We start from the raw sequence: 26,761 nt of genomic DNA, 5'->3' as shown, positions 1-26,761 counted from the left end.
CCACATCATCCTATTCCTTTTCAAGAGAGATCATCATGCAATTCGAAGGCATTTACACTCCTGCAATCACGCCGCTCAAGGCCGACGGCAGCATCGACCACGCAGCATTCACGGAAGTGCTGGAATACCTGATCGAACAGGGCGTGCACGGCATCATCATCGCCGGTTCGACGGGCGAATACTATGCCCACACGGCGCAGGAACGCTGCGAGCTGGCGACGCTGGCACGTCAGGTCATTGGCGGCCGACGCCAGCTCATCATCGGCACCGGCGCTATCCGCACGGAAGAGTCGGTCGAGTATGCCAAGCTGGCACGCGAGCTCAAGGCTGACGCCATACTGGTGGGGACGCCACCGTATGCGCTGCCGACCGAGCAGGAAAACGCCGCCCATGCGCTGGCGATCGATCAGGCGGCTGGTCTGCCTGTGATGCTGTACAACTATCCGGGCCGTATGAACCAGTCGATGGGGCGCGAGTTCTTCGACATCGTCACCCAGCGTTCGAAGAATTTTGTCGCGATCAAGGAAAGTTCGGGCCAGACGGGTCAGCTGCACATGCTGGCGCGCGAGTATCCGGACATCAGCCTGTCCTGCGGCTGGGATGATCAGGCGCTGGAATTCTTTGCCTGGGGTGCCAAGAGCTGGGTCTGTGCCGGTTCGAATTTCCTGCCTAAGGAACATATTGCGCTCTACCGTGCCTGCGTGGTGGATAAGGACTTCGATCAGGGCCGCCGCATCATGTCGGCCATGATGGGCCTGATGGATAATCTGGAAGGCGGTAAATTCGTCCAGTCCATCAAGCATGGCTGTGCACTGGTGGGCTTGCGTCCCGGTGGCGTGCGTGCACCGCTGCAGAGCCTGACGCCGGCAGAGCAGGCGACGCTGCAGGGTGTGGTCACCCAGCTCAAAGCCGAGGTGGCCGCCATTACCGGAGGCCGGAACTGATGGCCGCAGCACTGTTAAGCGCGCGCGAGTATGCGGCGCTGGCGGCAAGTATCTGCTTGCCGACCGAAGCCTTTATTGACGGCGGCTTCCGTCCTGCACTGGCCGGTGGTAGCTTCGCTTCGGTCAATCCGGCCACGGGTGTCGTGCTGGCCCAGATCACGGCCTGCACGGCGGCGGATGTCGACGTTGCCGTGGCCTGCGCCAAGGCAGCGTTTGAAGATGGCCGCTGGAGCGGACTCACGCCGAACCAGCGCAAGCAGATTCTGCTGCGCTTTGCCGACCTGCTGGAGCAGCACGCTCACGAGCTGGCCGTGATGGAAAGTCTGGATAGCGGCAAACCTATCCGCGAATGTCAGAACACCGACTTGCCGGAGGCGATCCACACGATCCGCTGGCATGCCGAGCTGATCGACAAGATCTACGATCATACGGCGCCTGTGGGCAGCCATGCACTGGCGCTGGTGGTGCGCGAAGCCATCGGCGTGGTCGGACTGGTGCTGCCGTGGAACTTCCCATTGCTGATGCTTGCATGGAAGATAGGCCCGTCGCTGGCGGCAGGCTGCTCTATCGTCGTCAAGCCGGCCACGGAAACCACGCTGACCGCGTTGCGCGTGGCTGAACTGGCGCATCAGGCCGGTGTACCGGCCGGCGTGTTCAATGTGCTGCCGGGTGGCGGTAGCGAAGTGGGCGAGCCGCTGGGACGCCATGCCGATGTGGCCATGGTCAGCTTTACCGGCTCTACTGCGACGGGGCGGCGCTTCCTGCACTATGCGGCGGAATCCAATCTGAAGCGTGTGGTGCTCGAGTGCGGCGGCAAGAATCCGGCCGTGGTGCTGGCCGATGTGCGCGATCTCGACAGCGTGGCCCAGCACATCGTCAATGGCGCGTTCTGGAATATGGGCGAGAACTGCTCGGCCACCTCGCGCTTGCTGGTACATGCCGACGTCAAGCAGGCGCTGCTCGATCGCATGGCTGTGCATCTGCGCGCATGGAAGATGGGCGATCCGCTTGATCCGGACAACCGGCTGGGTGCCATGGTGAGCCGGGCGCACTTCGAGAAGGTGCGCAGCTATCTGGCGCTGGCCGTTGAGGAACAGCTGCCGTTGCTGGCCGGTGGTGGCACGGCGGACGGGATCTATGTCGAGCCGACCGTGGTCGATGGCGTGGGCCGCGACAGCCGGCTATTCCAGGAGGAAGTGTTCGGCCCGCTGCTGGTGGTGACCACGTTCACTACGCTGGAAGAAGCGATTGCGCTGGCCAATGACACGGTGTACGGACTGGCGGCTTCCGTGTACACGGACGATCTGCGCCACGCCATCCGTCTGACGCGTGAAATACGGGCCGGCGTGGTGACGGTGAACTGCTTCGGCGAAGGCGATATCAGCACCCCGTTCGGTGGCTACAAGCAATCCGGCTTTGGCGGACGCGACAAGTCGGTCTGGGCGCATGATCAGTACACCGAACTGAAGACTGTCTGGATGGATGCATGATGGAGCGCAAGCGGGCTACCCTGATCGGGCTGGTGGCGGTAGTTCTGTGGAGCTCGCTTGTCGCGCTGATCCGTAGCGTCAGCAGTCATTTCGGCGCTACCGGCGGCGCCGCGCTGATGTATAGCGTGGCCTCGCTGTTCCTGCTGCTGACGGTGGGCTGGGTGCGGCCGGGCGATATGCCGCGCCGCTATCTGCTGTGGGGCAGTGTGCTGTTCGTCAGCTACGAATTGTGCTTTGCCCTGTCGATCGGCTATGCCGATACGGCGCATCAGGCCATCGAAGTGGGCATGGTGAATTATCTGTGGCCCACCCTGACGATCGTGGCGGCAATACTGTTCAATCGCCAGCGTAGCAACTGGCTGATACTGCCCGGCTTTGTGCTGTCGATTATCGGCATCTGCTGGGTACTGGGTGGTGCACAGGGCTTCGATCCGGCCGCCATGCTGGCCAATGTGCAGGCCAATCCGCTCAGCTATGTGCTGGCGCTGGCCGGTGCGCTGATCTGGGCGGCCTATTGCACGGTGACGGCACGCATGGCAGCGGGAAAGAACGGGGTGACGCTGTTTTTCATACTGGTATCGCTGAGCCTGTGGGTGAAATATCTGCTGCTAGGTGGCGAACCCATGCATGTTAGCGGCAGCGCCATCGCCTATCTGCTACTGGCGGCAGCGGCCATGGGCTTCGGCTACGGCGCGTGGAATATCGGTATCTTGCACGGCAACGTCACCATTCTGGCCGGAGCGTCCTACTTCATACCCGTGCTGTCCGCAGCGCTCTCGGCCTGGCTGCTGCAGGCGCCGCTTTCGCTGGCGTTCTGGCAGGGCGCTGCCATGGTGTCAGGTGGTGCAACGCTATGTTGGCTAGCAACGCGTAACAAACATTAAACAGACGCCCAAGAGCGTCTTGCATAAAAACACAGGAGACTTTAAACATGCGCAATTATCCAATTGCGCTGCTGGCTAGTGCTGCCCTGAGCGCACTGACCATGGCAGCGCCTGCCCGGTGCCAGACTGCACTGACACTGAACGGTATGCTCGATCTGGGCATGATGCGGGACTACGATGGCAGTGCGCAGGTGGGCACCGTCCAGCGCAGCAATCTGGCGCTCTCCGGCTATGAAGAACTGGGTGGTGGCGTCAAAGCCATATTCCGCCTGAGTACACGGGCGGAACTGGATACCGGTAAGGGCGAGGGCGCGCCCGACAAGCCGTTCTGGCACGATGAGTCCACGCTGGGCATCAAGGCCGCGTGGGGCACGCTCAGAGTGGGCCGCGCAATGACGGCAATGTGGGCCAATGACTATAAATTTGATCCGTGGTCCAACTACAACCGCATTGCCTCGCCAGCGTGGCAGCACTGGCACTATCTGACGCCTAGTGACCCGTTTGCGAATAATGGCAAGGCCGAGTATGGGCGCCTGAATAACGGGGTGTTTTTCGATTCGGCCAGCTACGGCGGCGTCACGCTGCGCCTGAGCACGACGCCGGAACGCGATGCGCGGGCCATATGCCGCCCGATTTCGGCGGTCGTGGAATATGCGCAGGGATCGTGGGCTGGCATGGCAGCGTATGAGCGCAATAGCTTGGGCGACGAAAATAACTATCTGGCCGGGAAATACGTGCTGGGCGATGCCGCGCTGATGGCCGCCTACGACGATAGTCGTGCGCTGGCCAGTCAGCAACGTTCGCGTACCATGACGCTGTCGGCCACCTACCGGCTGGGCGCTGCCACGGTGCTGAAAGCCGGATACAGCCGCCAGCAGCTAAATGCTGATAGCAACCCGTTTGTTGGGCTAGGGGCTGATTATCTGTTGTCGCGGCGTAGCACCTTGTATCTGAGCTTAGGACGGAAAAGGCAAGGCGCGCAAGGTGCTATGAATTCGTACGGCTTAGGTCTAAGCCACGTCTTTTAAGCCCATGCCCCATCGAGGCAGCCCTGTTCCGCTTGTGCCGAGATCGATGCGTGTGTCTCATTTATGCCGATTTGCCACACAAATGCGCGAAATGCTCAGCTATTTGATCAGTTGCTAGCAAGTTTCAATCATCTTGATGATTCTTTCATAAGTGCGTGACCAGTCGTCGTACAACAACTCTAGAATATTTTTCAGGGAGTGTAGAACACTAAACAACAATGCCCATGGAGACGAGCTAGATGAATCAAGTAGATAAGCGTAAGCAATTACAACCCACCCGTTGTGCCCAGGCGGTAGCCGCCGTAATCGCCCTGATGACGGCCCATGCTGCACTGGCCCAGCAAGCTGGCACGGCGCCTAGCGCGGCAGCAACGGATGTGCAAGCGAAAGACGAGCACGCTAGTGCGGTACAAATTGTGGAAGTCGCTGGTACGCGCCGTTCGGTGGCATCGGCGATTCTGCGCAAGCAGACGGCCGGTACGGTATCTGATTCGCTGGTGGCCGAAGACATCGGCCAGTTCCCCGATAAAAACGTGGGTGAAGCGCTGTCGCGCATCACCGGTGTGCAGCTGTCGCGCGAATTCGGCGAAGGCTCGCAAGTCTCGATTCGCGGCGTCGAACCCGACCTGAACCGCATCGAAATCAACGGTATGTCGGTGCTGGGCACCAATGGTGGTGCCGGACGCGGCGCCGAGCTGCGCGAACTGGCTTCCGAGCTGATCGGCTCGATTGATGTCTATAAAGGTATCACGGCCAATATGACCGAGGGCGGGGTAGGCGGCAGCGTCGTCATCACCACGCGCAAACCGCTGGATTTCAAAGAGCGCACCATCGGCACTAGTCTGTCGGCCGAAAATTCCAGTTCGCGCGGTGGCATCCAGCCACGCGGCAATCTGTACATGGCCGACAAATTCCTCGACGGCAAACTCGGTCTGATGGCCAATCTGACCTACGATAACGTGCTGACCCGGAATGACTATGCACGTAACACGTCTTGGCGCTTCCTGCAGGACTGGGATCAGTCGCCGGAAAAAACCGTCACCAGTACCGATCCGGCCGTCGCCGCCATCGGCACGGCTGCCGGTTGCTCGGCCAGCACCCTGACGGCCGCCCAGCAAACCGCCTGCCGCAGCCAGTGGTACGATTATTCGCCGGGCATCGCGCGCTACGGCATCTGGACCCGCGACCACAAGCGCTCCTCGGGCGAACTGACGGCGCAATATGCGTTCAGCAAAGAGTTCAACGCCTGGGTCAGCTATCAGGCCAACACCCAGCGTCAACGCCTCAATGACCGTAACTTCGGCACCGATTTTGCCAGTGCTTCGCGGCTGGCCAACACCGGCAGCGCGCCCGTGTATAACGCGGCCACCGGCGTGCCGACCACGGCGGGTCGCTGCACGACTCCCACCAGTGCGACACCGGGTATGGTGGTGAGCAATCACCACGTGACGGAGTACGTGGTCGGTAGCTGCCTGTTTGCCACCGGGGCAGGTGGTCAGGGGGCATTCACTACCTCGGCGCGCGATTTCCAGCTGGATATCGATTCGCGCTATATCACTTCGGGCTTCAGCTACAAGAGCGGCCGCCTGGAAGCGGAAGGCTTGCTGGGTACCTCGAATTCGGCCTACAGCAGCGATAGCAACAGTATCGTGCTGACGCAGAATGCGCCGGGTCTGAAAGTGGCGCTGAATGCCCAGAGCATTCCGCAGTTCACCTTCCCGAGTGGCTATAGCCCTGATAATCCCGCATCCTACGTGCAGGCACAGCTGCAATACCGTCCGAGCGAAACGGATAACCGGGAAAATCAAGGCAAGCTGGATTTCAAATACCGGCTTGAGTCGGGCTTCATCAAGAAACTGTGGTTCGGCGTGCAGGCGCGCAAAGCCTCGTCCGAGCAATACAACGGTGGCGGCTATCTGGCCAGCAACGGCACCAATCTGACGTCGACGGCCGACGACATCAATGTGCTGGGCGCCAACATCAACCAGACCGCGATTTACGATAAGCTGTACACCGGCACTGCCCAGCGCGCCAACGATACGCAATCGTTTATTAACTCGAACTTCCGCACCAGCTATGTGAATGCGGCGCAGATGGCGCAACTGGTTACGGCCGTGGCCGGCCGCTCGCCTGGTACCTTCTTCAGCGGTTACGACAAGGTATCCGGCCTGCCGACCAGCTGGATGGCGCCCGTGTATGCTAATGCGCTGCCATTCTTCGATGTGTCGAATTTCAATCACACCTACCTGCGTCAGGCCCCGGGCAGCGATGGCAAGATGTATCCGCAGATTCCTGCGTTTGCCGTGAGCGAACGTATTGCCGCCACCTATCTGCGCGCCGATTATGCAACCGATCTGTTCGGCTACGAACTCGATGGCAACTTCGGCGTGCGTTATACCCGTACCCGCGACAGCTCGACCGGTCTGGCGCGCTACTCGGTACGTACCGCCAATGCACCGGGCTCGTCCAGTTTCACCGACATCGTTATCAGCAACAATCTGGCCACGGTGGACAACACCTACCACGACGTGCTGCCGAGCTTTAATGCCGCACTCTGGCTGATCGATAACAAGCTGGTGACACGCTTCGGTCTGGCCAAGGCCATGGCACGTCCGCGCATGGACCTGCTGGTACCAAATGCCACCTGTATCGTCAACAGCGGCAATCCGCAGTTCGGCGGTGACGGCACTGATGACTGCTCGGCCGGTAATCCCGACCTCAAGCCTTACCGCTCGACCAATACCGACCTGAGCTTCGAGTACTATCCGGGCGCTGACAGCCAGCTGTCGCTGGCCCTGTTTAAAAAGGATATCTCCAGCTATGTCATGGAGAAGGTACTGACCAAGGGCGTAGACCTGTTCCACGATGGTAAATTGTTCGATGTCACCCAGGCCGTCAATGGTCAGGGCGCTACCACCAAGGGTATCGAACTGGCCGGCCGCACGGCGCTGACCTTCCTGCCGGGCTGGCTGGGCGGCTTCGGTATCGATGCCAACTACACCCGCATGAGCTACAAATATGCACCTGGCACCGAACGCCTGAACGTGCTCGACAATACCGTGCTGCCGTATCCGGGCATGTCGAAAAATGCCTACAACCTGTCGCTGTGGTACGACCGTGGTCCGATCAATGCCCGTCTGGCTTATGGCTATCGCGACCGCTTCTTCACCGGTACCAACGACGTTTCGGGTAATCCCGTGTTCGAGGCCAAGACTGGCTTCCTCGATGCCAAGATCCAGTGGCGCTATAACGACCACGTCACCTTCGCACTGGAAGGCAAGAACCTGACCGATGAAGTCAAGCGCACCGATGCTGGCGACAGCTTCCGCCTGAACGAACTGGCCTGGTCCGGACGCCGTTACTTCCTCACCGCTTCGTTCAAGCTGTGATCCCGTGCGCGCGATAGCGGCCGCGCTGGCGCTGTTCACCCTGCAGGTGGCGCCAGCCCAGGAACTGGGCATACCGCAGGGATCGGGCCAGCGCAGCGCTAGCACCGGCGCCGTCGGGGCGGCCAATTCGGCCAACTCGGCCGCGCCCGCGGCGATGGTGCTGCTGCCTACGGTCAGTAACGGCGCTGCCCAGGCTCTGAGCGTGCTGGCGTCGTCCGACGGCGCCAACTTTACGTCGTATGCGTCAGAGACCTGGCAGGCGCCGGACGGCAAGCTGGCGTCGCCCAGCCTGACCGTACGCGCCGATGGCCGCTATCAGCTGGCCTACGTCAGCAGCGATGGCAGTCTAGGTCTGGCCAGTTCGGCCGATGCACGCCACTGGACCTTCGAGCGCAAGCTGCGCCCGCAGGCTAGCGCGCCCAGTGGGGCGGCCGCTGTGGCCAAGCCGGCGCCCATCGCGGCCGCCGCACTGTCGCCTGGCTGGGTGCAGGGCGCCGATGGCCAGCTACAGCTGGTCATCACGCTCGCCGATGGCGCTGGCCAGTATGGCGCCCATGTACTGACACCCGACGCCAGCCTCAAGCACTGGCCGGCAGCCGTGCCCATGCGTGGCCTCGAGGCCGGCTATACCGGCACGGTGGTGGCGGCGCACGGCAAGGGCTTTCTGGCGGTGGCGCAAGATGTGCGCAATGGCCAGCTGGTACTGGCGCGCGCCGAACAAGTGCTGGGACCGTGGCAGATCGATGCGCGCTCGGCATGGCCGCCTTTCACTGGCAACGCTGCGGCTGGCGCCATGCAGCCAGGCTCGCTGATTCCCCACGCCAATGGTCTGCGCCTGTATGCCAGCAGCGACGGTGGTCAGCGCGCATGGTATGCCGACACTAGCGACGGTGGCCAGCACTGGAGCGCATGGCGCCGCGTCAGCGGCACTGCGGCCATGGCCACGTCCTTGCATGCCAGCAGCGTCGCCGCAACTGCGCTGCGCGCGGCCACTCCGCGCAAAGCGGCGCACCAGATCAGCTGGGATCAGTATTCGCTCAAGGTCGACGGTCGGCGCATCATGGTCTGGTCCGGCGAAATTCATCCGTTCCGGCTGCCTAATCCTGCGCTCTGGCGCGACGTGATCCAGAAGATGAAGGCGCTCGGCTTCAATGCCGTAGCGTTCTATTTTGACTGGGGCTACCACTCGCCGGCCCCGGGTGTCTACGATTTTTCTGGCGTGCGCAATGTCGAACGGGCGCTACAGATTGCCGAAGAGGAGGGCATGTACATCATTGCCCGCACGGGACCGTATGTGAATGCCGAGCTGACCGGCGGCGGCTATCCGGGCTGGATGTTGCGCAACCGGGGCGAGGCACGCACCGATGATCCTGCTTATCTGGCTGCTGCCGATGAGTGGATGACCCAGATTAATGCCATCATCGCGCGCCACCAGCTCACGGACGGTGGCGGCAATGTGATTGCCTATCAGCTGGAAAATGAGTTGGGCAAGGTGGAGCCCAAGCACGTGCGCCAGATGGAGCATCTGGCCCGCAAAGCGCGTGCCGACGGTATCACCGTACCGTTCTTCCATAATGCGGCCGGACGTCTGCCCGACTGGGCACCGCCGGCCTCGAGCGCGCCGTGGAGTAACCCCGGCCCGACCGATCTGTATGCCTTCGATGGCTATCCGGGGGGCAGTTGCAATGTCCATGCCGATCCGGCTGGTGCCAACCCGGCGCCGGACTGGGGCATGTACGCCAAACCGGGCGCGCGCGCCGGCGCGCTCACATCGCCCGCCACGCCGGGCTTCGCGGCAGAACTGGGCGGCGGCTGGTTTGATTACTGGGGCTCGAATGGCACCTATGCCTGTTCGGCCGAGCGGCAAGGCAAGGGCTATCAGCGGGTGTTTTATGGCACGAATTTGATCAACCGCATCACCATCCACAACATCTACATGACTTTTGGCGGCACCTCGTGGGGCTGGCTGGCCGGACCGGTGGTGTACACCTCGTATGATTACGGCGCTGCCATCGCCGAGGACCGCAGCCTGCGCCCCAAAGCCTATGGGCTCAAGCAGCAGGGCATGCTGGTGCAGGCCGCCGAACAGGTGCTGGCGGAAATGGACAAGGGACCGGAACTGGCACAGCCTGCAGGCCCGCTGCGGCTCTACCACAACATCAACCGCCGCCTCGGCACGCATATCCTGTTTGCTGCTCACAATCCTGCCGACGGGCAGGGCGAGCAAACTTACCGCATTCCGCTGGTAACACGTGACGGTGCTTACACGCTCACGGGGCAGATACGCGGGCAGGATGCGCGCATGTTGCTAGCCTCTTACGATATGGAGCGGCAGCGTCTGGTCTATTCGACTTCCGAGCTGCAAACCCATCTGCGTCAGGGTGAGCGTGATATCGCGCTGCTGCATGGCCGCACGCAACTGGCCGGCGAAACCGTGCTGCGCTACACCAGCGAACCGAAAGTGGAAGTGCTGGCCGGACAAGTGACAGCACACTGGGATGCCGCGCGTGGCGATCTGCAACTGAACTATGTGCATACGGGACTGGCGCGTGTGAGGATTAGCGGTGGTGGCAGAGCGCCGCTGTTGCTGCTGCTGGCCGATGAAGCCGCGAGCCTGCAATTCTGGCGTCAACAGACCAGTGCCGGCGCCGTGCTTGCGTGGACGCCGGCACTGGTGCGCTCGGCCAAACTGGTCGATGGCCAGCTGGTCTTGCAGGGCGATGCCGAGCAGGATAGTTCGCTCGAACTGTGGGCGCCTGCCTTCCGCACCGCCAGCCTGAACGGGCGAGCGCTGGCACTGACACAGCAGCCCGATGGTAGCTGGCGCACTGGCGCCGCCATCGCCGGACCCGCCAGCATCCGCCTGCCGGATCTGGCGCAACTGCCGTGGCAACTGCATACCGACAGTCCGGAAGCTATGCCTAGCTTCGATGATAGCCTATGGCTGCAGGCCGATCAGCGCCCTTCGGCAGCGCAAACCTGGACCATGCCCGAACGTGGGCAGCCGACGCTGGCGATGAGCGACTACGGTTACCATCATGGCGATGTCTGGTATCGCGGCCGCTTCACGGCAGATAAACTGCTGCCCAATCAGCTGGAATTATTCTATGGCGCGGGCGGTGCGGGACTGATACAGGTCTGGCTGGATGGCCGCTTTATCGGCCAGCATGAACTCGATACGGGTCGCTCCTTCCCCGAGACCACCGACAGTGTGCGGCTGGCGCTGGGCCAACTGACGCCGGGCGAGCATGTGATTGCCGTGATGGTGCGCAATAACTCGCATAACTGGAATCTGATGGCCGATGACTATCACCGTGAAGCGCGCGGGCTGATTTCCGCATCGCTCACGCGGCGTGGCGGTGCGCGCTTTGCCGTGCCGATCAGCTGGCGTCTGCAGGGCCGGCAAGGTGGCGAGGAACTAATTGATCGTCTGCGCGGGCCGATGAATAACGGCGGCCTGTATGGCGAGCGTATGGCCTGGCATCTGCCGGCTACCCCTACCACCGGCTGGCAGCCGGCCAGCATCGGCGTCACGCCACCGGCAGCGGGTACCTACTGGCTGCGCACACAGTTCCGGCTCGATCTGCCGGCCGATCATGATGTGCAGCTAGGGCTGACGTTTGGCGACCCTAAGCAGCCGCGCTCGGAACGCGAAAATCGCGTGCTGATCTTCGTTAATGGCTGGAATATGGGGCAATTCATCGCCCATGTGGGACCGCAGCGCACCTTCGTGATCCCACCCGGCATACTCAATCCGCACGGCGAAAACACCATCGCACTGGCAGTCACCAGCGATGGTCGGCCCGAGAATGCGCTGGAGCCGGTGGCGCTGGTCAAGCTACGTGCTGCGCGCGGCGGTGTGCCTCTGGAATTGATGGAATAAGCAGGGAATAAGCGGCGCCAGGCTGGCGCCGCCGTTGCTGGATAATGAAATGCTGGAATGCTGAAATGCTGGCGAACTGGCGTTGGCGCTGCCAGTTCGCCTCGCCGAAGTTTAGAGCAGGGCTGCGCGCCAGTTCGCGCGATAGGCAGCCAGTCCGGCCAGATCGCTGGCCGTCTGGGCGACGATGTTGCCGGGCGCACTAGCGTCAGGGTAGCGTAACAACCAGCCCCCCACTGTCGTGCCGCTGGCATCATCCGAATAGCTGATGGCCTGCTGCGGGCGCAAACTGGCCAGCAGGGGACCGAACCACGGATTGGCCGTGAAGCTGCCTTCCACCGTCAAGGGACCACGTGCGCCGAGCGCATCGAGGCAGTAATCCGTCATCAGCACACTGTACAGGGTCGCGATGGCATAACGCTCGCGCGCATTGCCTGGCGCTGGCCCCACTAGGCTACCCTGACGCTGGGCAAACGGCCCGCCACCAGCGGCAAAGCATGGCAGTGCCATACTGCCTTGCGCCAGCACTTGCAGCAGTTCCTGCGCGCTGCAGGTTTCCGGTGCGTTGCCGGCCAGTGCGGCAAACTCGCGTCCGCCCATAAAGCGCATGCAGGCCACGGGCTGGCCCAGCGCATTGGTGTTGGCCAGCATGTCGGCCGCTTCATTCAGATGGTCGAGCGCAATACCGAAGGCTGCCACGATGGTCCACGTACCCGTGGACAGCACGGTACGGGCAGCCGGTGCCTGCGCGCCGCCCAGATAGCGGATCAGCGAAGCATTGCTGTCGTGGATGCCGCACAGCACCTGACAATCGGCCGGCAGGCCGGTCGCCGCTGCCACTTCGGGCAGCAAGGGACCCAGTGCAGCGCCGGCGCGCGCCAGCGGCGGCAGCTTGTCGTGCCAGCCCATACGCGTGACCAGCGACGAATAATCCTGTCGCTGCGGATCCCACAAATCCGTATGGCAGCCCAGCGAAGTGGCTTCGCCGGCTGCCTGCCCGCACAAGCGCCAGGCCCAGTACTGCGGATACATGAGGATGTGATGCGCGCGCGCAAAATCCGCTGCATGGTGCTGCTGCAGCCATGCGAGCTGGCGGCCGAGATTCAGGCCAGCCGGCAGGGCTGGCGAATAGGTTTCCGCATACGGCGGACGCAGGCTCGCGTAATCGTCCGGCCCCAGTTCGGCTTCATAATCCAGTACGGGCAGTACCAGCCCTGCATCATCCACCAGCGCTGCGGTGGCGCCGTGGGTAACGGGGACGATGGCCGATACTCTGGCCTGCCGGGCAAACACGCGGCAGGTGGCCAGCATCCAGTGCCAGATACCGTCTGTATCATGATGCGGGTAGGGCGCGTCCGCCACGATGGCATTGGCGCGGCGCTGCTCGTCCAGCAACTGGCCTTTGGCATCGACCAGCGCCAGTTTGACATTGGTCTTGCCGATATCGAGAACTATCAGTGCATCCATGGCTTAGTGACGTGTAGGTTGGCCGCGCAACAGACGCGACAGCGCAATCGTCGCCAGCAGCAGCACGCCCACCACGATGGTCATGTAGATGCCGGGAATATTCGCCAGCGCCAGACCGTAGGTAACAGCGCCCATGGTCAGCACGGCCAGCAGCACGCCGGCTATGGTGCCCGCGCCGCCCGCGATGCTGACACCGCCCAGTATCACCATGGTGATGATTTCCAGTTCCCAGCCGGTAGCGATATTTGGCCGCGTGCTGCCGATACGGCCCGTCAGCAGGAAGGCTGCCAGTCCGGCCATGGCGCCAGTCAGCATGAACAGGCCGAGGCGGTAGCGATCCACGGCGATGCCGGAAAAGCGTGCTGCCGCTGGGTTGGTACCGATCGCAAACAGGCGCCGGCCGATGGTGGTGGCGTGCAGCACAAACGCAAACAGCAGCGCAGCGCCCAGCAGGATGACAAAACTGCGCGGCACGCAATCGAACAACTGGCCCTGACCCCAGTCCGCCATCAGTTGCGGATAGTTGGTGTAGGCCTGATCACCGAGCACCACACTGGCCAGACCGCGATACAGCGACACCGTGCCGATGGTAACGACGATCGAAGGCAGCATGAAGTGCGTGACCAGATAGCCATTGAGCCAGCCGCACAGCAGGCCCGTACCAATTGCCACCAGCGGCAAGTAGCCCGCTGGCCAGCCGGCGTGGTGGGCTAGCCCCATCGCTACCGAACTCAGCGCCAGCGTGCCGGCCACCGAAATATCGATCTCGCGGCAGATGATCAGCAGCGCCATGGGCAGTGCGATCAGGGCTTTTTCGCTGAAGTTGGCGGTGCCGTCGAGCAGATTGTAGGGATCGAGGAAGTGCGGCAAACTCAGGCCGCCCACCAGCATCACGGCCAGCAGCAGCAAAGCCAACAGGCTTTCCCAGCGCAAGGCCAGCTGGCGCAGCGAGAACGGTGCGCGCTCGAGAATGGTGTAGCGGGACGTGACGCCTGCCTTAGTGTCTGCCGGATTGTCGGCCGAAGTGTCGGCCGGAGTCTGGACGATAGTGGTCGCGTTCACGCGGCGCTCCTTGTAGAAATATGATGTAGCGGCAGAATCTGGCGGCTGCGCTGACGGTTACCGCGGGCATTGAGCAGCACGGCGATCAGGATCACGCTGCCGGTCAGGGCGCTCTGCCAGAACGGCGAGACTTGCAGCACAGGCAGCGCATTGCCGATTACCGACAGGAACAGCGCACCGAGCGTGGCGCCCAGCACGGAGCCGACGCCGCCGGCGATGCTGATGCCGCCAATCACGCAGGCGGCAATCACGGTAAATTCAAAGCCGTAGGCAATTTCCGTGTAGGCGACCGCATAGCGCGCCACCCACAGATAACCGCACAGACCGGCCACCAGACCGGACAGGCCATAAGTCCAGAACAGCCGGCGTGCGCTTGGAATGCCGATATAGGCGGCGCAGTGCGGCGCATTGCCGATGGCGAACAGGTCACGGCCAAAGCGCGTATGGCCCGCCACATAGGCCATGGCCAGCAGCACGAGCAGGCAGATCCAGACCAGATGCGGCAGGCCCAGCAGGGTCTGCAGCGGGAAGGCAATAAACTCCTTGGGCATCTGGTGCGCCGATACCCAGGCGCCGCCCGACAGCACAAACACCAGTCCGCGATACACGCTCATGGTGCCGAGTGTGACGACGATAGGCGGCAAGGCCAGATAGCCGATCAGCCAGCCATTGAGCAGACCCAGCACCAGCCCCGTCACGCTGGCTGCCAGCATGATCACGAGTAGTGGCAGCGCTGGAAACGCGGCTGCCAGCATGGCCGCCACCATACCGGCCAGGGCCAGTATCGACGCTACCGACAGGTCGATGCCGCGCGTGACGATCACCAGCATCTGGGTCAGGGCCAGCATCACCAGCAAGGTGCTATCGGTGAGCAGGTTGGCCAGCGAACGCGGGCTCAGGAACACGGGCGCCCGCAAGCCCACCAGCAGCACCAGCGCCACCACCATTACGGCGAGCAGAGGCTCGCGCTGTTTCAGACGATTTAATAAAGACATTATGCAAGCTCCGCAACATTTGCCAGCGCCACACCGGAGGCGGCAGCCACCACACTTTCGGGCGTGGCCTGCGCACGGCTGAATTCACTGACCACACGGCCCTGACGCATTACCACTATGCGGTCGGCCAGACCCAGCACTTCCGGCAGTTCCGACGACACCAGAATCACGGACAGACCATCGGCCACCAGTTCGCTGATAAAGCGGTGTACGGCGGCCTTGGAGCCGATGTCGATGCCCTTGGTCGGTTCATCAAGGATGATCACCTGCGGCTGGGTCGCCAGCCACTTGCCCAGCACTACTTTCTGCTGGTTGCCGCCCGATAGTTCTGCCACGTGCTGGGTCAGATAACCAGCCTTCAGTTCCAGTTGCTGGGCCAGACGGCCCGCCAGCCGCGCTTCAGCGCGTGGACGCAGCAGGAAACCGAATTGCGACAGAATCGGCAGCGTGATGTTCTGCAGGATAGGCAAGCTCAGATGCGCGCCATGCTGCTGGCGGTCTTCCGGTACATAGGCCAGCCCGCGTGCAATCGCTTCGTTCGGGGTGCGGAAGCGGGCCGGCTGGCCCGCCAGTTGCACCGTACCGCGCACGTTCGCCGTCAGGCCGAACAGGGCCTGCATCACCTCTGAACGGCCAGCGCCCACCAGCCCGTAAAAGCCGAGGATTTCGCCACGGCGCAGGGTAAAGCTGACGTTATCGAATTCGCTCGGGTGGCTCAGTCCCTGCACTTCCAGCAGTGGTGCCCCGATCGTCACATTCGCCTTGGGATAGGCGTTGTGCACGCTGCGTCCCACCATCAGCGCGACCAGTTCGGCTTCGGTGATATCGGCCAGCTGGCCATCGGCCACGTACTGGCCGTCGCGCAGCACGGTATAACTGTCGGCCACTTCGAAGATTTCATCGAACTTGTGCGAAATGAAGATCACTGCCGTACCGGCTGCGCGCAATTGCGCGATGATGCGATACAGCTCGCGGATTTCGCGCTGCGACAGGGCGGCTGTCGGCTCGTCCATGATCACCACGCGCGCATCCTGCGACAGCGCGCGGGCAATTTCCACAAAGTGGCGCTGCGCCACCGACAGGTCGCGTACGCGTGCCCGTACCGGCAAATCTACTTCGAGCCGCGCGAACAGTTGCTCGGCCGCTGCCTCGATGCCGGCCCAGTCGATGCGGCCGCTGGCACCGCGGGTCGGATGCCGGCCTACATAAATGTTTTCCGCTACCGACAGCTCGTCGAACATTACGGTTTCCTGATGCACGGCAGTGATGCCGGCGGCCATGGCCTGCTGTGGGCTGGCAAAGCTGACCGCTTTGCCATCGAGCAGGATGGTGCCCGCATCGGGACGGTGGATGCCGGTCAGAGTCTTGACCAGGGTGGATTTGCCGGCGCCGTTTTCGCCGATCAGGGCCATCACCTGGCCCGGTTGCAGGCTCAGGCGCACGCCATTCAGCGCATGGACGCCGTTAAAGCGCTTGGTGATGCCGTCCAGCTGCAGGACGGGCGCCGTGGTGTGGCGCAGGGGAGGGCTAGTCAGTTGGTTCACTGGATACAGGTGTCGCTAACGGGTAATAGAGGGCCGGCAGTGCCCGGGGCAGGGCACTGTCAGGCGGCGAGAGAAGATCAGAAAATCTTGGCGAACTGCTCGACGTTGCTGGCGTTATAGGTAAAGGGCGCGCCCAGTGCGGCTTCGCCATTGCCATCCATGGTGACCTGACCCAGACGGCCCACGGCCACCGTGGCGCCCGCTTGCGCTTTGGCCTTGCCCGTCACGAACTGGTGCGCCGCATAGGTGGCGGCATAACCGAGATCGATAGGATTCCAGATGGCGAACTCGCGCACGGCGCCGCTCTTGACGTGGCCGGCCATTTCCGACGGCAGCCCCAGTCCGGTGACAAACACTTTACCCACCAGATGCTCGTCGGCCACCGCCTTGCTGGCGGCCACGATGCCCACCGTGGTCGGAGCGATAATGGCTTTCAGGCCAGGATGGCTGCGCAGCAGGCCGATGGCTTCGCGGTAGCTCTTGTCGGACTGGTCGTCACCATACACGGTGGCCACCAGCTTGAGTTTGGCGTAGGCTGGCTGCTCCAGCACCTTTTTCATTTCGCCGATCCAGATATTCTGGTTGCTGGCCTGCGCCGAAGCAGACAGGATGGCCAGTTCACCGGCGCCTTGCATGGCAGCGGCGGCCATCTGGATCTGCTTTTCGCCGATCAGCTGGGCATTCGAGGGATTCAGCTGCATCTGGCGCCCGCCGGCAGCCACACCGCTATCGAACGAGATCACGCTGATGCCGCGCTGCATAGCTTTCTTGGTGATTGGTACCAGCGCATTCGGATCGTTGGCCGAAATCACGATGGCATCGACTTTCTGGCTGATCAGCGAATTGATGATTTCGATCTGGCCTTCGGCACTTGGCGTGGTGGGGCCGGTATAGATGATTTCGACGCCGCCCAGTTCACGCGCCGCTTCTTCGGCGCCCGTATGGGCCGCATCAAAGAAACCGTTGCCCAGACTTTTAACCACCATGGCGATGCGCGTCTTGCCGCCCGCCTCAGGTGCTTTTTTCTCACCACAGGCAGCCAGCGCAGCGACGGATGCCAGTACCAACAATACATGCTTCATGTTCAATGTGAAATCTCCATCAGGGCGGCGGACTGCAAATCATAGTGGGCGTGGTAGCGCGCCAGGGCGGGGCTAGGGGCCGTATCGTCGGCGGGCACGGTGATCACTTCCACGCCGTGCTGCTCCAGCAGTTGTACGGCGTTATCGGTAGCATTGGTATCGGTGATCACGCAGGACACGCGATCGAGTCCGCACAGGATCAGCCCCGCTTTGCGGGCAAATTTGGAACTGTCGGCCAGCACGATCAGTTTTTCGGCCTGACTGATCAAGCGCTTTTCAGCCTGGATCAGCAGCGGATCGGCTTCCATCAGCCCCAGCAGCGACAGCCCATACACGCTCATGAACATCTTGCCCGCATAGTGGTGCTGGGTGATGTCGTTATCGAACGGGGTCAGGATAACGTTTTGCTCCCGATAAACCTTTCCTCCGGGAACGATAATTTCATTCTGGCTCGTCACCAGCAAGCGTTCTGCCATCAGGAAGGAATTGGTGAGGATTTTCAGCTGCTTGTCGGTGAGGAATTCCGCCATCATGAAGGTGGTGGTGCCACCGTTGATGATGATGGTTTCGCCATCGCTGCACATGCCGGCCGCGTAGCGCGCAATCGCGCGCTTATGATTGGCATAGCACTGGATATTGTGCTGGAAGGTTTCGCTTTTGAGGGGGAACTGGCGGGTTTTCGGTGCCAGATTCTCGGCCCCGCCGCGCGTACGTACCAGCAGATTGCGCGATGCTAGCCAGCTGATATCGCGCCGGACCGTGGCCGGGGAAGCATTGAGCCACTCGACCAGTTGCTGGACCGTGGCGCTCTGATGTTCGGCAAGCAGTTTCAACAAAAGCTTGCGGCGTTTGTGATTAACCATGTTGTCTCCATGAAAGCCGTCTTTGTGCGGCATAGCTCTCGTCGTCCCGCCTTCAAGTGGTCGGAATCGCGATGCGTACAAGCAGAGTAATTTCATATTGCAATCTGGTCAATCAAGTAATGATCAAATAATTGATTGTTTCGTTGTGCTGCGCCGCATAAACGCGCAAACCGATCAATTATTTGATTGATTCGGACTTGATCATCAAGTTGATTGTTACTCTGTTGACATGGATCACCCCCCTGATTTCTACTGTCTGCCGGTGTCGCCACAAGATGCGGCTGCAGGAAAAAAACTATCAACTTGGAGAAATTAATGGGTGCAAATAGCGCAACGAGCCAGCGAGAACCAATCACTTCGCGCTGGGACAATAATGTGGCAGCAGGCATGAGTGAGCCCGAGCTGCTGCTCTACCGTTCCAACCTGCTCGGTTCCGACCTGCGCATCACCAATTTTGGTGGCGGCAATACCTCGGCCAAGGTGGCGATGCCTGACCCGCTGTCGGGCCAGACGGTCGAAGTACTGTGGGTGAAAGGTTCGGGCGGCGATCTTGGCTCGATCAAGCTGGACGGTTTTTCCACTCTGTATATGGACAAGCTGCAAGCGCTCAAACAGCGCTATCGCGGCCTCGAACACGAAGATGAAATGGTGGCCTATCTGCCCCATTGCACCTTCAACCTCAATCCGCGCGCGGCCAGTATCGATACTCCGCTGCACGCCTACATCAACCGCAAGCATGTCGATCACATGCATCCGGATTCCTGTATTGCCATCGCCGCCTGCCAGAACAGCAAGGCGCTGACGGCTTCCATCTTCGAAGGGGAACTGGGCTGGCTGCCATGGCAGCGTCCCGGCTACGATCTGGGGCTGAAACTGGAAGCTATGGCGCGCGACTATCCGCAGCTCAAAGGTCTGATTCTGGAAGGCCACGGCCTGTTCACCTGGGGCGATACGGCGCAGGAATGCTATGAAACCACGCTGGCCGTGATCCGCCGTGCGGAAGACTGGCTGGCCAAGAACATTAAGCAGCCGGTGTTTGGCGGTCAGGCTGCCACGGCGCTGCCGGCCGATCAGCGCGCGGCGCTGGTGGCCCGCCTGATGCCTCTGCTGCGCGGCAAGATCAGCCAGAGCGAATACAAGCTCGGCCACTTCGATGACAGCGAGGCTGTGCTGGAATTCGTCTGCAGCGCCGATCTCAAAGCACTGGCTGCACTGGGCACCTCCTGCCCTGACCACTTCCTGCGCACCAAAATCCGTCCGCTGGTACTCGATTTCGATCCCGCCGCACCAGACTTCGAGCGCCTGCTGGCCGGTCTCGATCAGGCCCTGAGCGACTATCGCGCTGACTACACTGCGTATTACGAGCGCTGCAAGCGCGCCAATAGCCCGAAAGTGCGCGACGCTAATCCGATCATCTATCTGATACCGGGCGTGGGCATGCTGTCCTTCGCCAAAGACAAGGCGACCGCGCGCATTGCCGGCGAGTTCTATGTCAACGCCATCAATGTGATGCGCGGTGCCAATGGCGTCGATCACTATGTCGGCCTGCCGGAGCAGGAAGCCTTCGATATCGAATACTGGTTGCTGGAAGAAGCCAAACTGCAGCGCATGCCCAAGCCTAAGAGTCTGGCTGGACGCATCGCGCTGGTCACGGGCGGCGCCGGCGGTATTGGTCAGGCGGTAGCACGCCAGTTGCTGCAGGAAGGCGCTTGCGTGATGCTGACCGATATCGATAGCAATGCGCTGGAGGCCGCCGAACAGGCACTGGCCAAGGTGGCTGGCAAGGATAATCTGGCCACTGTACGCGGCAATATCACCAGCGAAGACGATGTGGCGCAAGTGCTGGCCGCTACCGCGCTGCGCTTTGGCGGGGTTGATCTGCTGGTGTCCAACGCGGGTATCGCCTCGGCGGCGCCGCTCGATGAAACCACGCTGGAAATCTGGAAGCGCAATCAGGATATTCTGGTCACCGGTTACTTCCTGGTCAGCCGCAGTGCCTTCCAGATGATGAAGCAGCAGCGTCTGGGCGGTAGCATGGTCTTCGTCGGCAGCAAAAACGGTCTGGTGGCGTCGGCTGGCGCGTCGGCCTATTGCACCGCCAAGGCGGCAGAAATCCATTTGGCCCGCTGCATCGCGCTGGAAGGCGCCGAACACGGTATCCGCGTCAATGTGGTCAATCCGGATGCCGTGATCCGCGGTTCGCGCATCTGGGACGGCAAGTGGAAAGAGGAGCGTGCTGCTTCCAATAAGATCGAAACCGATGATATCGAAGAGTTCTACCGCAAACGCAGCATGCTGAAACTGAGCGTGCTGCCGGAAGATATTGCGGAAGCCGTGTACTTCTTCGCTAGCGATAAAGCCGGCAAGAGCACTGGCAATGTCCTGAATGTGGACGCGGGCAATGCCGCCGCCTTTACTCGCTAAGCGGCTAAGCTACACTACGATAACAGGACTCAAGGAGACAAGTATGAAACAAGTGATCGACGCGCAACTGGTCGCGCAGCACAACGATAAACTGGGCGCCAGTCTGCAGGCCGATTACGAGGCGCTGGGCGGTATGCTGGCGCGTCGCGGCATCGATATTGAAAAAATCACGGCGCAGGCGCAAAGCTTTGCCGTGGCCGTTCCTAGCTGGGGCGTGGGTACGGGCGGCACGCGCTTTGCGCGCTTCCCCGGCCGTGGCGAGCCGCGCAATGTGTTCGAGAAGCTCGACGATTGCGCCGTGATCCACCAGCTGACCCGCGCCACGCCGACCGTGTCGCTGCACTTCCCGTGGGATAAGCCGGACGATGCGCGCGAACTGGCGCAAACGGCGGCAGCACTGGGCCTGGGCTTCGATGCTGTCAACTCGAATACCTTCCAGGATCAGGCTAACCAGCAGCATAGCTACAAATATGGCAGCCTGACGGCCACCAGTGCCGCGGCGCGCGATCAGGCGATCGCGCACAACATCGAGTGCATCGAACTGGGCAAGGCGCTCGGTTCGCAAGCGCTGACGGTGTGGGTGGGGGATGGCGCCAACTTCCCTGGCCAGAGCAATCTGCGCGGCGCGCTGGAGCGCTATCTGGACAGCATGCGTGAGATCTACGCGGCGCTGCCTGAGAACTGGAACGTGTTTATCGAACATAAACTGTTCGAACCAGCGTTCTATGCCACCACCATCGCTGACTGGGGCACCAGCTTTGCCTGCGCCACCCAGCTAGGCCCTAAAGCCAAATGTCTGGTCGATCTGGGCCACCATGCGCCTAACACCAACATCGAAATGATCGTGGCGCGGTTGGCGCAGTTCGGCAAGCTCGGTGGCTTCCACTTCAATGACAGCAAATATGGCGACGACGATCTGGATTCCGGTTCGATCAATCCGTTCCAGCTGTTCCTGGTCTTCAATGAGCTAGCCGATGCCGCGCTGCGCGATGGCGCGGCCTTCCAGCCTGCCTACATGCTGGACCAGTCGCACAATGTGACCGATCCGATCGAAAGCCTGATGAACAGTGCGGCCGAAGTACAGCGCGCGTTTGTGCAGTCGGCGCTGGTGGACCGTGCCGAACTGGCCGGCCTGCAGGAGCAGAACGATGTGCTGCAATCGGCGCAGGTGCTCAAGCGCGCCTTCCGCACCGACGTTAGCCCGATTCTGGCCATGGCACGCCTGCGCGCCGGTGGTGCGGCCGATCCGGTGGCCTGCTACCGCGCCAGCGGCTACCGCGACCGTGTGGCCAGCGAGCGTCCGGCCAAGGCTGGTGTCAGTGGCAGCGGCATCGTCTAAGCGGCATCAGGAGAGCGTATGAGCAGTGCTAGCACTAGTCCAGGTACGCGGGCGTTCCGCATGAAGCTCAAGCCCGGCAACGAGCAGGTCTATCGCGAGCGGCATGATGCGATCTGGCCGGAGTTGTCGGCACTGCTGCACGACGCCGGCATTTATGACTATTCGATCTTTCTCGATGAAGCCACGCTGGATCTGTTCGCCGTGATGAAACTGCGGCCCGGGCATGATCTGGGGCCTTTGCCGCAGCATCCGGTGATGCGGCGCTGGTGGGATTACATGGCCGATCTGATGGAAGTGGAGCCGGGCAACCGGCCCTGCGAGTGGCCGCTGGTGCAGGTGTTTCATCTGGCCTAGCTTGCGGTAATAGGGCTATCTTGTGAAGATAGGCCGGGCCTGACGAGGGCGAGCCATGCTAACGCTGGCTCGCCCTTGTTGCGTTTTTTTGTTCCTGTCAGGGCTGGGTGGCGCGCTTGAGCCATGCTTCCGGCACCGGCACCACCACGATGTTCATGGAGCGGCCATCGGCCGACAGCATGGCAGACTGGATTTCGATCTTGGTTCCGTCGGCGTTGAAGGTCGGGTGGGGATGGTCGGCGGCAGTGGTCTTGTGGCCAGTGGTCAGCAACATCATTTCGTGGCTGCGGCGATCGATCAGATAGACGCTGCGGCTAAAATCATCGCCCACGGCGAAGCGCCCGTCGCTGGAACCGTGTACATGCCACAAGCCGCTGCCCGACGGGGTCTGGCCGACGATCTGCATCTGGCGCGTGCGCAGATTGACGATCGCCAGACCACTGGGTTTTTCGCGCGTGCCGGTCTGGCCCCAGCCATCGTCCTGCCCCGGATTGGCGCCGCCCACATCGGTGGCCGGTCCGTCAACCGCTTGCGCTGCGCCGGCAATGGTGCGGTGGCCCATGATGGCCATCGCCACTTCATCCTTGCTGATCACTGCTTCGTGGGTCACCCATTCATACGGCGCTTCCGGATACAGCGGACGCAGGCCGCTGCCATCGGCGCGCACGGTCCAGGTACGCTGCGGCGACTTGCCACCCGTCTCCCAGCAGAACACCAGTTCGCCGGGGTTCCACAGATTGGCCTGGATGTGGCCGATCTGGAACGGCACGGACACCACGTGGCGGATTTCGCCGCTGCGCACGTTCAATCGGGTGATGCCTTGCGGTCCGGCGCCCATCTTGCGCGGCCCGAAAGCAGGCTCGATGCGGGTGCCGGGCGCCAGATGGCGCGCGGCCTGACCCTCGCCGACCTTGAAATACACCCATTCTTCATCCGCATCGAGCGCCAGATCGCCACCCGCTTCCAGTTCGGCCGGCAGGTCGGCGGCCACGCGCTGATAAGTGCTGGCAGGCTGCATATGGCCGGCTGCGCTGTCGGCCAGTAGCCGCGCCAGATCCGTTTCGATGATCTGCAGGCCGTTGCCCAGCTTGCGCATGTAATACAGCTTCATCGAGCGGCGCGCCAGATTCAGCATGCCCGTGTAGCCGCCTTCCGTGACCTGCACGATGTCGCCACTGGCTTCGTTGACGGCCAGTGCTTCATCGCCCGCCAGGCGCGAACGGAATACCAGCCACTTGCCATCGGCGGTCCATTGCGGGTGGGTGGGGTAGATTTTCGAGTCGCCATGCGGCTTACTGGTCAGGAAAGTCAGCATGGTGCCGGTCACAGGGTCCTTGACCAGTTGGCGCTCGGACGGGAAGCGCTTGCCGATCTGGGCGGATGCCTGCGTGCTCACCAGCAGTGCGGCGAGCAGACAGGACAGAGTACGCAGTTGCATAAGCGGGAGTCTCCATAATAGTGGTAGTGAATGCATTGTCGCAGCCGTTTTCGCGCAAAACCGATCATGATGCTGATTCTTTCTGCGTGCTTGCTGCCAGCGGCGCCACCGCCGCATAGAATCGCATACACACCGAAAAAAACGGAGACCCCTGCTATGTCGTTCCAGAGTACCCTGATGCGCGCCGTCCGCCTGCTGTCGCTGGCGCCTATGCTGCTCGCGGCCCTGCATGGGCCGGTGCAGGCGCAGACACCGGCACCGGCCGTCAATACCGATCCGGCGCGCGCTCAGGTGGTGCTGCCGGAACCGGCGCAAGCGGCGTTACCGTCGATTATCCTGATCGGCGATTCGACCGTGCGCAACGGCCATGATGATGGTCAGGGCAAGGGCGCCGAGGGGCAGTGGGGCTGGGGCCATCCGCTGGCTAAATATTTTGATTTGCGCCGCGTGAACGTCGTCAACCGCGCGGTAGGCGGGCTGTCGAGCCGCACCTATCTGACCAGCGGCCACTGGGAGCGTACGCTGGCGCTGGTCAAGCGCGGCGATATCGTGCTGATGCAGTTCGGCCATAACGATGCCTCGCCCGTCAATGACGACAAACGCGCGCGCGGCACCTTGCGCGGAACCGGCGACGACAGCAGCGAAATCGATAATCTGCTGACGGGCAAGCGCGAAACCGTGCATAGCTATGGCTGGTATCTGCGCCTGTACATTGCCGACATCCGCGCCAAAGGTGCCACGCCGGTGGTGGTGTCGCTGGTTCCGCGCAAAGCCTGGAATGCCGATGGCACGATGCGGCGTAACCGCGACGATTATGCCGGCTGGGCCGCCGACGTGGCACGCCAGCAGGGCACCGGCTTCATCGACCTGAACGAACAAGTAGCACGGCGCTACGAGGCACTGGGCAAGACGGCCGTCGATGGCCTGTTCCCCGTCACCACGCCCGAGGAGCGCATCCATACCAATTGGGCCGGTGCCGTACTCAATGCCGAATACGTGGTGGCCGGACTGAAAGCGCTGGGCGACGCGCGCATCGCTACTCTGCTGGCGCCCGCCGAAGATGTGCGCCCTGTGGTCGATGCGCGTAGCGTTAAGGAAGAAACTGTGCGCGATGCCAGCCTGCCGACCCTGTTTCTGGTCGGCGACTCCACCGTCAAGAGCGGCGGCCAGAATGGCGCGATTGGCTGGGGCGAGCGCATAGCCCCATATTTCGACAGCAGCAAAATCAATCTGGTTAATGCTGCCATCGGCGGGCGTAGCAGCCGTACTTTTTATACCGAAGGGCGCTGGCAGCGCGTGCTGGAACAGCTCAAGCGCGGCGACATGGTGCTGATACAGTTCGGCCATAACGATGGTGGCCGGATCGGCGACCCTGCCAATAAACACCGCGCTTCGGTGGCCGGTGTCGGCCCCGACACGGTGCCCGACACGCTGGCCGATGGCAGCGTGGAGCTGGTGCATAGCTTCGGCTGGTATCTGGCCCGTTATGTGGCCGATGCCAAGGCGCGCGGCGCGCAGGTGGTGATCGCTGCGCCGGTGCCGCACCGCGACAAGTGGCAGCAGGAGCGCGATTTCGCCGAGTTTGCCGACTGGGGCCGTCAGGTTGCAGCCGCTGGCGGCGCGCATTTCATGGATCTGACGCTGCTGGTCAGCGATGGCTACCGCGCGCTTGGCGCGCCGCAGGTCGATACCCTGTTTTCCGATGCGCGTACCCACACCAACGACGCCGGTGCGACCTTTAATGCCGAACGTGTGGTGGCGGGCCTCAAAACGCTGGCTGGCAACCCGCTGGGCGCTGTGTTCACGCCGCTCGCGGCCAAGGTGCGATGAGACGCATGCAGGGGCGGACGATGCAGGCTGTGCTTCGAGCACCAGCGCTGGCGCTGCTCTTGTTCTGCCAGACCGGCGCCAGTGCGTCTGCCGCAGAAGCGTCCGCTACGGCCTGCACCGAGTGGGGCGAGCGCGGCGCACTGCTGCACAGCGACGATTTTAGCGGCCCACTGCAAGGCTATGTCAGCGAATACCCGCACACGCCCGGCAATATCGTGACCAATCGCGCGGGCCGCCTGCTGATCGATGTCGATGCGGGCGCCACCGTCTGGCTGGATAAGCCGCTGGCGGGCGATCTGGTGATCGCCTACACGCGGCGGGTGCTGCTGGAGGGCGGAAAAAATGACCGTCTGTCCGACCTCAACCAGTTCTGGATGGCCAGCGATCCGGCCCGCAGCACCCTGTTCACCCGCAGCGGCAAGCTGGAAGACTATGACGACCTGCAGCTGTACTACGCCGGTGTGGGCGGCAACAATAACAGCACCACGCGTATGCGCCGCTACGGTCAGGGACAACGCCAGTTGGTAGCTGAACGTCAGGGCAGCGAATTTATGCTGGAGCCCAACCGCGATTACCAGATCGAGATACGCGTGTATCGTGGCTGTACACGCTTGCGCATCGATGGGCATGACATCTTCAGTTACCGCGATCCGCAACCCTACAGCCAAGGCTATTTCGGCTTTCGCACCACATGGTCGCGCCAGACCATCACTCACTTTACAATTCACCAGCTCAAATAATAAGGAGA

Annotated in this window: 19 protein-coding genes; 11 read left to right on the top strand and 8 right to left on the bottom strand. The window is 62.0% G+C overall.

Going from position 1 to position 26,761, the window contains the following annotated elements; genetic code table 11:
• Positions 1 to 35: 35 nt before the first annotated feature.
• From ABNT42_RS01615 to ABNT42_RS01590, 6 genes are all read left to right on the top strand, one after another.
• On the top strand, positions 36 to 944 hold the full coding sequence (locus ABNT42_RS01615) for a dihydrodipicolinate synthase family protein (protein ID WP_348693119.1): 909 nt from the start codon (positions 36 to 38) through the stop codon (positions 942 to 944).
• On the top strand, positions 944 to 2,434 hold the full coding sequence (locus tag ABNT42_RS01610) for an aldehyde dehydrogenase (RefSeq protein WP_348693116.1): 1,491 nt from the start codon (positions 944 to 946) through the stop codon (positions 2,432 to 2,434). The genes ABNT42_RS01615 and ABNT42_RS01610 overlap by 1 nt, the downstream gene beginning before the upstream one ends.
• Positions 2,431 to 3,318 carry an aromatic amino acid DMT transporter YddG gene (gene yddG / locus ABNT42_RS01605; RefSeq protein ID WP_348693113.1) on the top strand — a complete coding sequence of 296 codons (888 nt, stop codon included), beginning with the start codon at positions 2,431 to 2,433 and terminating at the stop codon, positions 3,316 to 3,318. The genes ABNT42_RS01610 and yddG overlap by 4 nt, the downstream gene beginning before the upstream one ends.
• A gap of 47 nt (positions 3,319 to 3,365) precedes the next feature.
• Positions 3,366 to 4,346, top strand: a complete 981-nt coding sequence (locus ABNT42_RS01600) for a porin (protein WP_348693110.1) — start codon at positions 3,366 to 3,368, stop codon at positions 4,344 to 4,346.
• Between the two features lie 239 nt (positions 4,347 to 4,585).
• Positions 4,586 to 7,735 (top strand): TonB-dependent receptor, encoded by a 3,150-nt coding sequence (locus ABNT42_RS01595; RefSeq protein WP_348693107.1) that lies wholly within the window; start codon positions 4,586 to 4,588, stop codon positions 7,733 to 7,735.
• A gap of 4 nt (positions 7,736 to 7,739) precedes the next feature.
• Complete coding sequence (locus ABNT42_RS01590; RefSeq protein ID WP_348693105.1) at positions 7,740 to 11,618, top strand: beta-galactosidase; 3,879 nt, start codon at positions 7,740 to 7,742, stop codon at positions 11,616 to 11,618.
• Between the two features lie 111 nt (positions 11,619 to 11,729).
• On the opposite strand, the gene ABNT42_RS01585 is transcribed toward ABNT42_RS01590, so the two are convergent.
• The 7 genes from ABNT42_RS01585 to ABNT42_RS01555 form a co-directional block, all read right to left on the bottom strand.
• The gene (locus ABNT42_RS01585; RefSeq protein ID WP_348693102.1) at positions 11,730 to 13,082 is read right to left on the bottom strand and encodes an FGGY family carbohydrate kinase; all 1,353 of its coding nucleotides are present in this window, start codon (positions 13,080 to 13,082) and stop codon (positions 11,730 to 11,732) included.
• Positions 13,083 to 13,085: 3 nt separating this feature from the next.
• Complete coding sequence (locus ABNT42_RS01580; protein WP_348693099.1) at positions 13,086 to 14,144, bottom strand: ABC transporter permease; 1,059 nt, start codon at positions 14,142 to 14,144, stop codon at positions 13,086 to 13,088.
• A complete protein-coding gene (locus ABNT42_RS01575; RefSeq protein WP_348693096.1) occupies positions 14,141 to 15,139 on the bottom strand; it encodes an ABC transporter permease in 999 nt (332 codons plus the stop codon). The genes ABNT42_RS01580 and ABNT42_RS01575 overlap by 4 nt, the downstream gene beginning before the upstream one ends.
• Positions 15,139 to 16,683, bottom strand: coding sequence for a sugar ABC transporter ATP-binding protein (locus tag ABNT42_RS01570; RefSeq protein ID WP_348693093.1), 1,545 nt, complete (start codon positions 16,681 to 16,683; stop codon positions 15,139 to 15,141). The genes ABNT42_RS01575 and ABNT42_RS01570 overlap by 1 nt, the downstream gene beginning before the upstream one ends.
• A 77-nt stretch (positions 16,684 to 16,760) precedes the next feature.
• On the bottom strand, positions 16,761 to 17,765 hold the full coding sequence (gene rhaS, locus ABNT42_RS01565; RefSeq protein ID WP_348693091.1) for a rhamnose ABC transporter substrate-binding protein: 1,005 nt from the start codon (positions 17,763 to 17,765) through the stop codon (positions 16,761 to 16,763).
• 2 nt (positions 17,766 to 17,767) lie between these two features.
• The gene (locus ABNT42_RS01560) at positions 17,768 to 18,628 is read right to left on the bottom strand and encodes a DeoR/GlpR family DNA-binding transcription regulator (protein ID WP_348693089.1); all 861 of its coding nucleotides are present in this window, start codon (positions 18,626 to 18,628) and stop codon (positions 17,768 to 17,770) included.
• Between the two features lie 92 nt (positions 18,629 to 18,720).
• Complete coding sequence (locus tag ABNT42_RS01555) at positions 18,721 to 19,017, bottom strand: hypothetical protein (protein WP_348693294.1); 297 nt, start codon at positions 19,015 to 19,017, stop codon at positions 18,721 to 18,723.
• Here ABNT42_RS01555 and ABNT42_RS01550 point away from each other — a divergent pair.
• Genes ABNT42_RS01550 through ABNT42_RS01540 form a run of 3 tightly spaced genes read left to right on the top strand, consistent with a single transcriptional unit; the run spans position 18,944 to position 22,745 of the window.
• A complete protein-coding gene (locus ABNT42_RS01550; protein ID WP_348693087.1) occupies positions 18,944 to 21,052 on the top strand; it encodes a bifunctional rhamnulose-1-phosphate aldolase/short-chain dehydrogenase in 2,109 nt (702 codons plus the stop codon). The two genes, ABNT42_RS01555 and ABNT42_RS01550, sit on opposite strands and share 74 nt — an antisense overlap.
• Positions 21,053 to 21,095: 43 nt before the next feature.
• Complete coding sequence (gene rhaI, locus ABNT42_RS01545; protein ID WP_348693084.1) at positions 21,096 to 22,391, top strand: L-rhamnose catabolism isomerase; 1,296 nt, start codon at positions 21,096 to 21,098, stop codon at positions 22,389 to 22,391.
• An 18-nt stretch (positions 22,392 to 22,409) separates the two neighbouring features.
• Positions 22,410 to 22,745, top strand: a complete 336-nt coding sequence (locus ABNT42_RS01540; RefSeq protein WP_348693081.1) for an L-rhamnose mutarotase — start codon at positions 22,410 to 22,412, stop codon at positions 22,743 to 22,745.
• A 97-nt stretch (positions 22,746 to 22,842) separates the two neighbouring features.
• Here ABNT42_RS01540 and ABNT42_RS01535 read toward each other — a convergent pair whose 3' ends face one another.
• On the bottom strand, positions 22,843 to 24,183 hold the full coding sequence (locus ABNT42_RS01535) for a hypothetical protein (protein ID WP_348693078.1): 1,341 nt from the start codon (positions 24,181 to 24,183) through the stop codon (positions 22,843 to 22,845).
• A gap of 156 nt (positions 24,184 to 24,339) precedes the next feature.
• On the opposite strand from ABNT42_RS01535, the gene ABNT42_RS01530 reads away from it, so the two are divergent.
• Together ABNT42_RS01530 and ABNT42_RS01525 are read left to right on the top strand one after the other, a co-directional pair.
• On the top strand, positions 24,340 to 26,013 hold the full coding sequence (locus ABNT42_RS01530) for a rhamnogalacturonan acetylesterase (protein WP_348693075.1): 1,674 nt from the start codon (positions 24,340 to 24,342) through the stop codon (positions 26,011 to 26,013).
• Between the two features lie 20 nt (positions 26,014 to 26,033).
• Complete coding sequence (locus tag ABNT42_RS01525) at positions 26,034 to 26,753, top strand: DUF6250 domain-containing protein (protein ID WP_348693072.1); 720 nt, start codon at positions 26,034 to 26,036, stop codon at positions 26,751 to 26,753.
• The last annotated feature ends 8 nt before the right edge of the window (positions 26,754 to 26,761 follow it).

The sequence above is a fragment of the Duganella fentianensis genome (assembly GCF_964031615.1).
GTDB classification, from domain to species: Bacteria; Pseudomonadota; Gammaproteobacteria; order Burkholderiales; family Burkholderiaceae_D; genus Rugamonas; species Rugamonas fentianensis_A.
Note: the sequence above shows the minus strand (reverse complement) of the source record. Positions and strands in the feature narration are given on the sequence as shown.

Bases quoted from the DNA above. Each gene is read 5' to 3' on its own strand.
- ABNT42_RS01535 (WP_348693078.1), bottom strand. From the start codon at position 24,183: ATGCAACTGCGTACTCTGTCCTGTCTGCTCGCCGCACTGCTGGTGAGC.
- rhaS (WP_348693091.1), bottom strand. From the start codon at position 17,765: ATGAAGCATGTATTGTTGGTACTGGCATCCGTCGCTGCGCTGGCTGCC.
- yddG (WP_348693113.1), top strand. From the start codon at position 2,431: ATGATGGAGCGCAAGCGGGCTACCCTGATCGGGCTGGTGGCGGTAGTT.
- ABNT42_RS01530 (WP_348693075.1), top strand. From the start codon at position 24,340: ATGTCGTTCCAGAGTACCCTGATGCGCGCCGTCCGCCTGCTGTCGCTG.
- ABNT42_RS01560 (WP_348693089.1), bottom strand. From the start codon at position 18,628: ATGGTTAATCACAAACGCCGCAAGCTTTTGTTGAAACTGCTTGCCGAA.
- ABNT42_RS01525 (WP_348693072.1), top strand. From the start codon at position 26,034: ATGCAGGCTGTGCTTCGAGCACCAGCGCTGGCGCTGCTCTTGTTCTGC.
- ABNT42_RS01585 (WP_348693102.1), bottom strand. From the start codon at position 13,082: ATGGATGCACTGATAGTTCTCGATATCGGCAAGACCAATGTCAAACTG.
- ABNT42_RS01555 (WP_348693294.1), bottom strand. From the start codon at position 19,017: ATGCCTGCTGCCACATTATTGTCCCAGCGCGAAGTGATTGGTTCTCGC.
- ABNT42_RS01610 (WP_348693116.1), top strand. From the start codon at position 944: ATGGCCGCAGCACTGTTAAGCGCGCGCGAGTATGCGGCGCTGGCGGCA.
- ABNT42_RS01595 (WP_348693107.1), top strand. From the start codon at position 4,586: ATGAATCAAGTAGATAAGCGTAAGCAATTACAACCCACCCGTTGTGCC.
- ABNT42_RS01575 (WP_348693096.1), bottom strand. From the start codon at position 15,139: ATGTCTTTATTAAATCGTCTGAAACAGCGCGAGCCTCTGCTCGCCGTA.
- ABNT42_RS01540 (WP_348693081.1), top strand. From the start codon at position 22,410: ATGAGCAGTGCTAGCACTAGTCCAGGTACGCGGGCGTTCCGCATGAAG.
- ABNT42_RS01550 (WP_348693087.1), top strand. From the start codon at position 18,944: ATGGGTGCAAATAGCGCAACGAGCCAGCGAGAACCAATCACTTCGCGC.
- rhaI (WP_348693084.1), top strand. From the start codon at position 21,096: ATGAAACAAGTGATCGACGCGCAACTGGTCGCGCAGCACAACGATAAA.
- ABNT42_RS01600 (WP_348693110.1), top strand. From the start codon at position 3,366: ATGCGCAATTATCCAATTGCGCTGCTGGCTAGTGCTGCCCTGAGCGCA.
- ABNT42_RS01615 (WP_348693119.1), top strand. From the start codon at position 36: ATGCAATTCGAAGGCATTTACACTCCTGCAATCACGCCGCTCAAGGCC.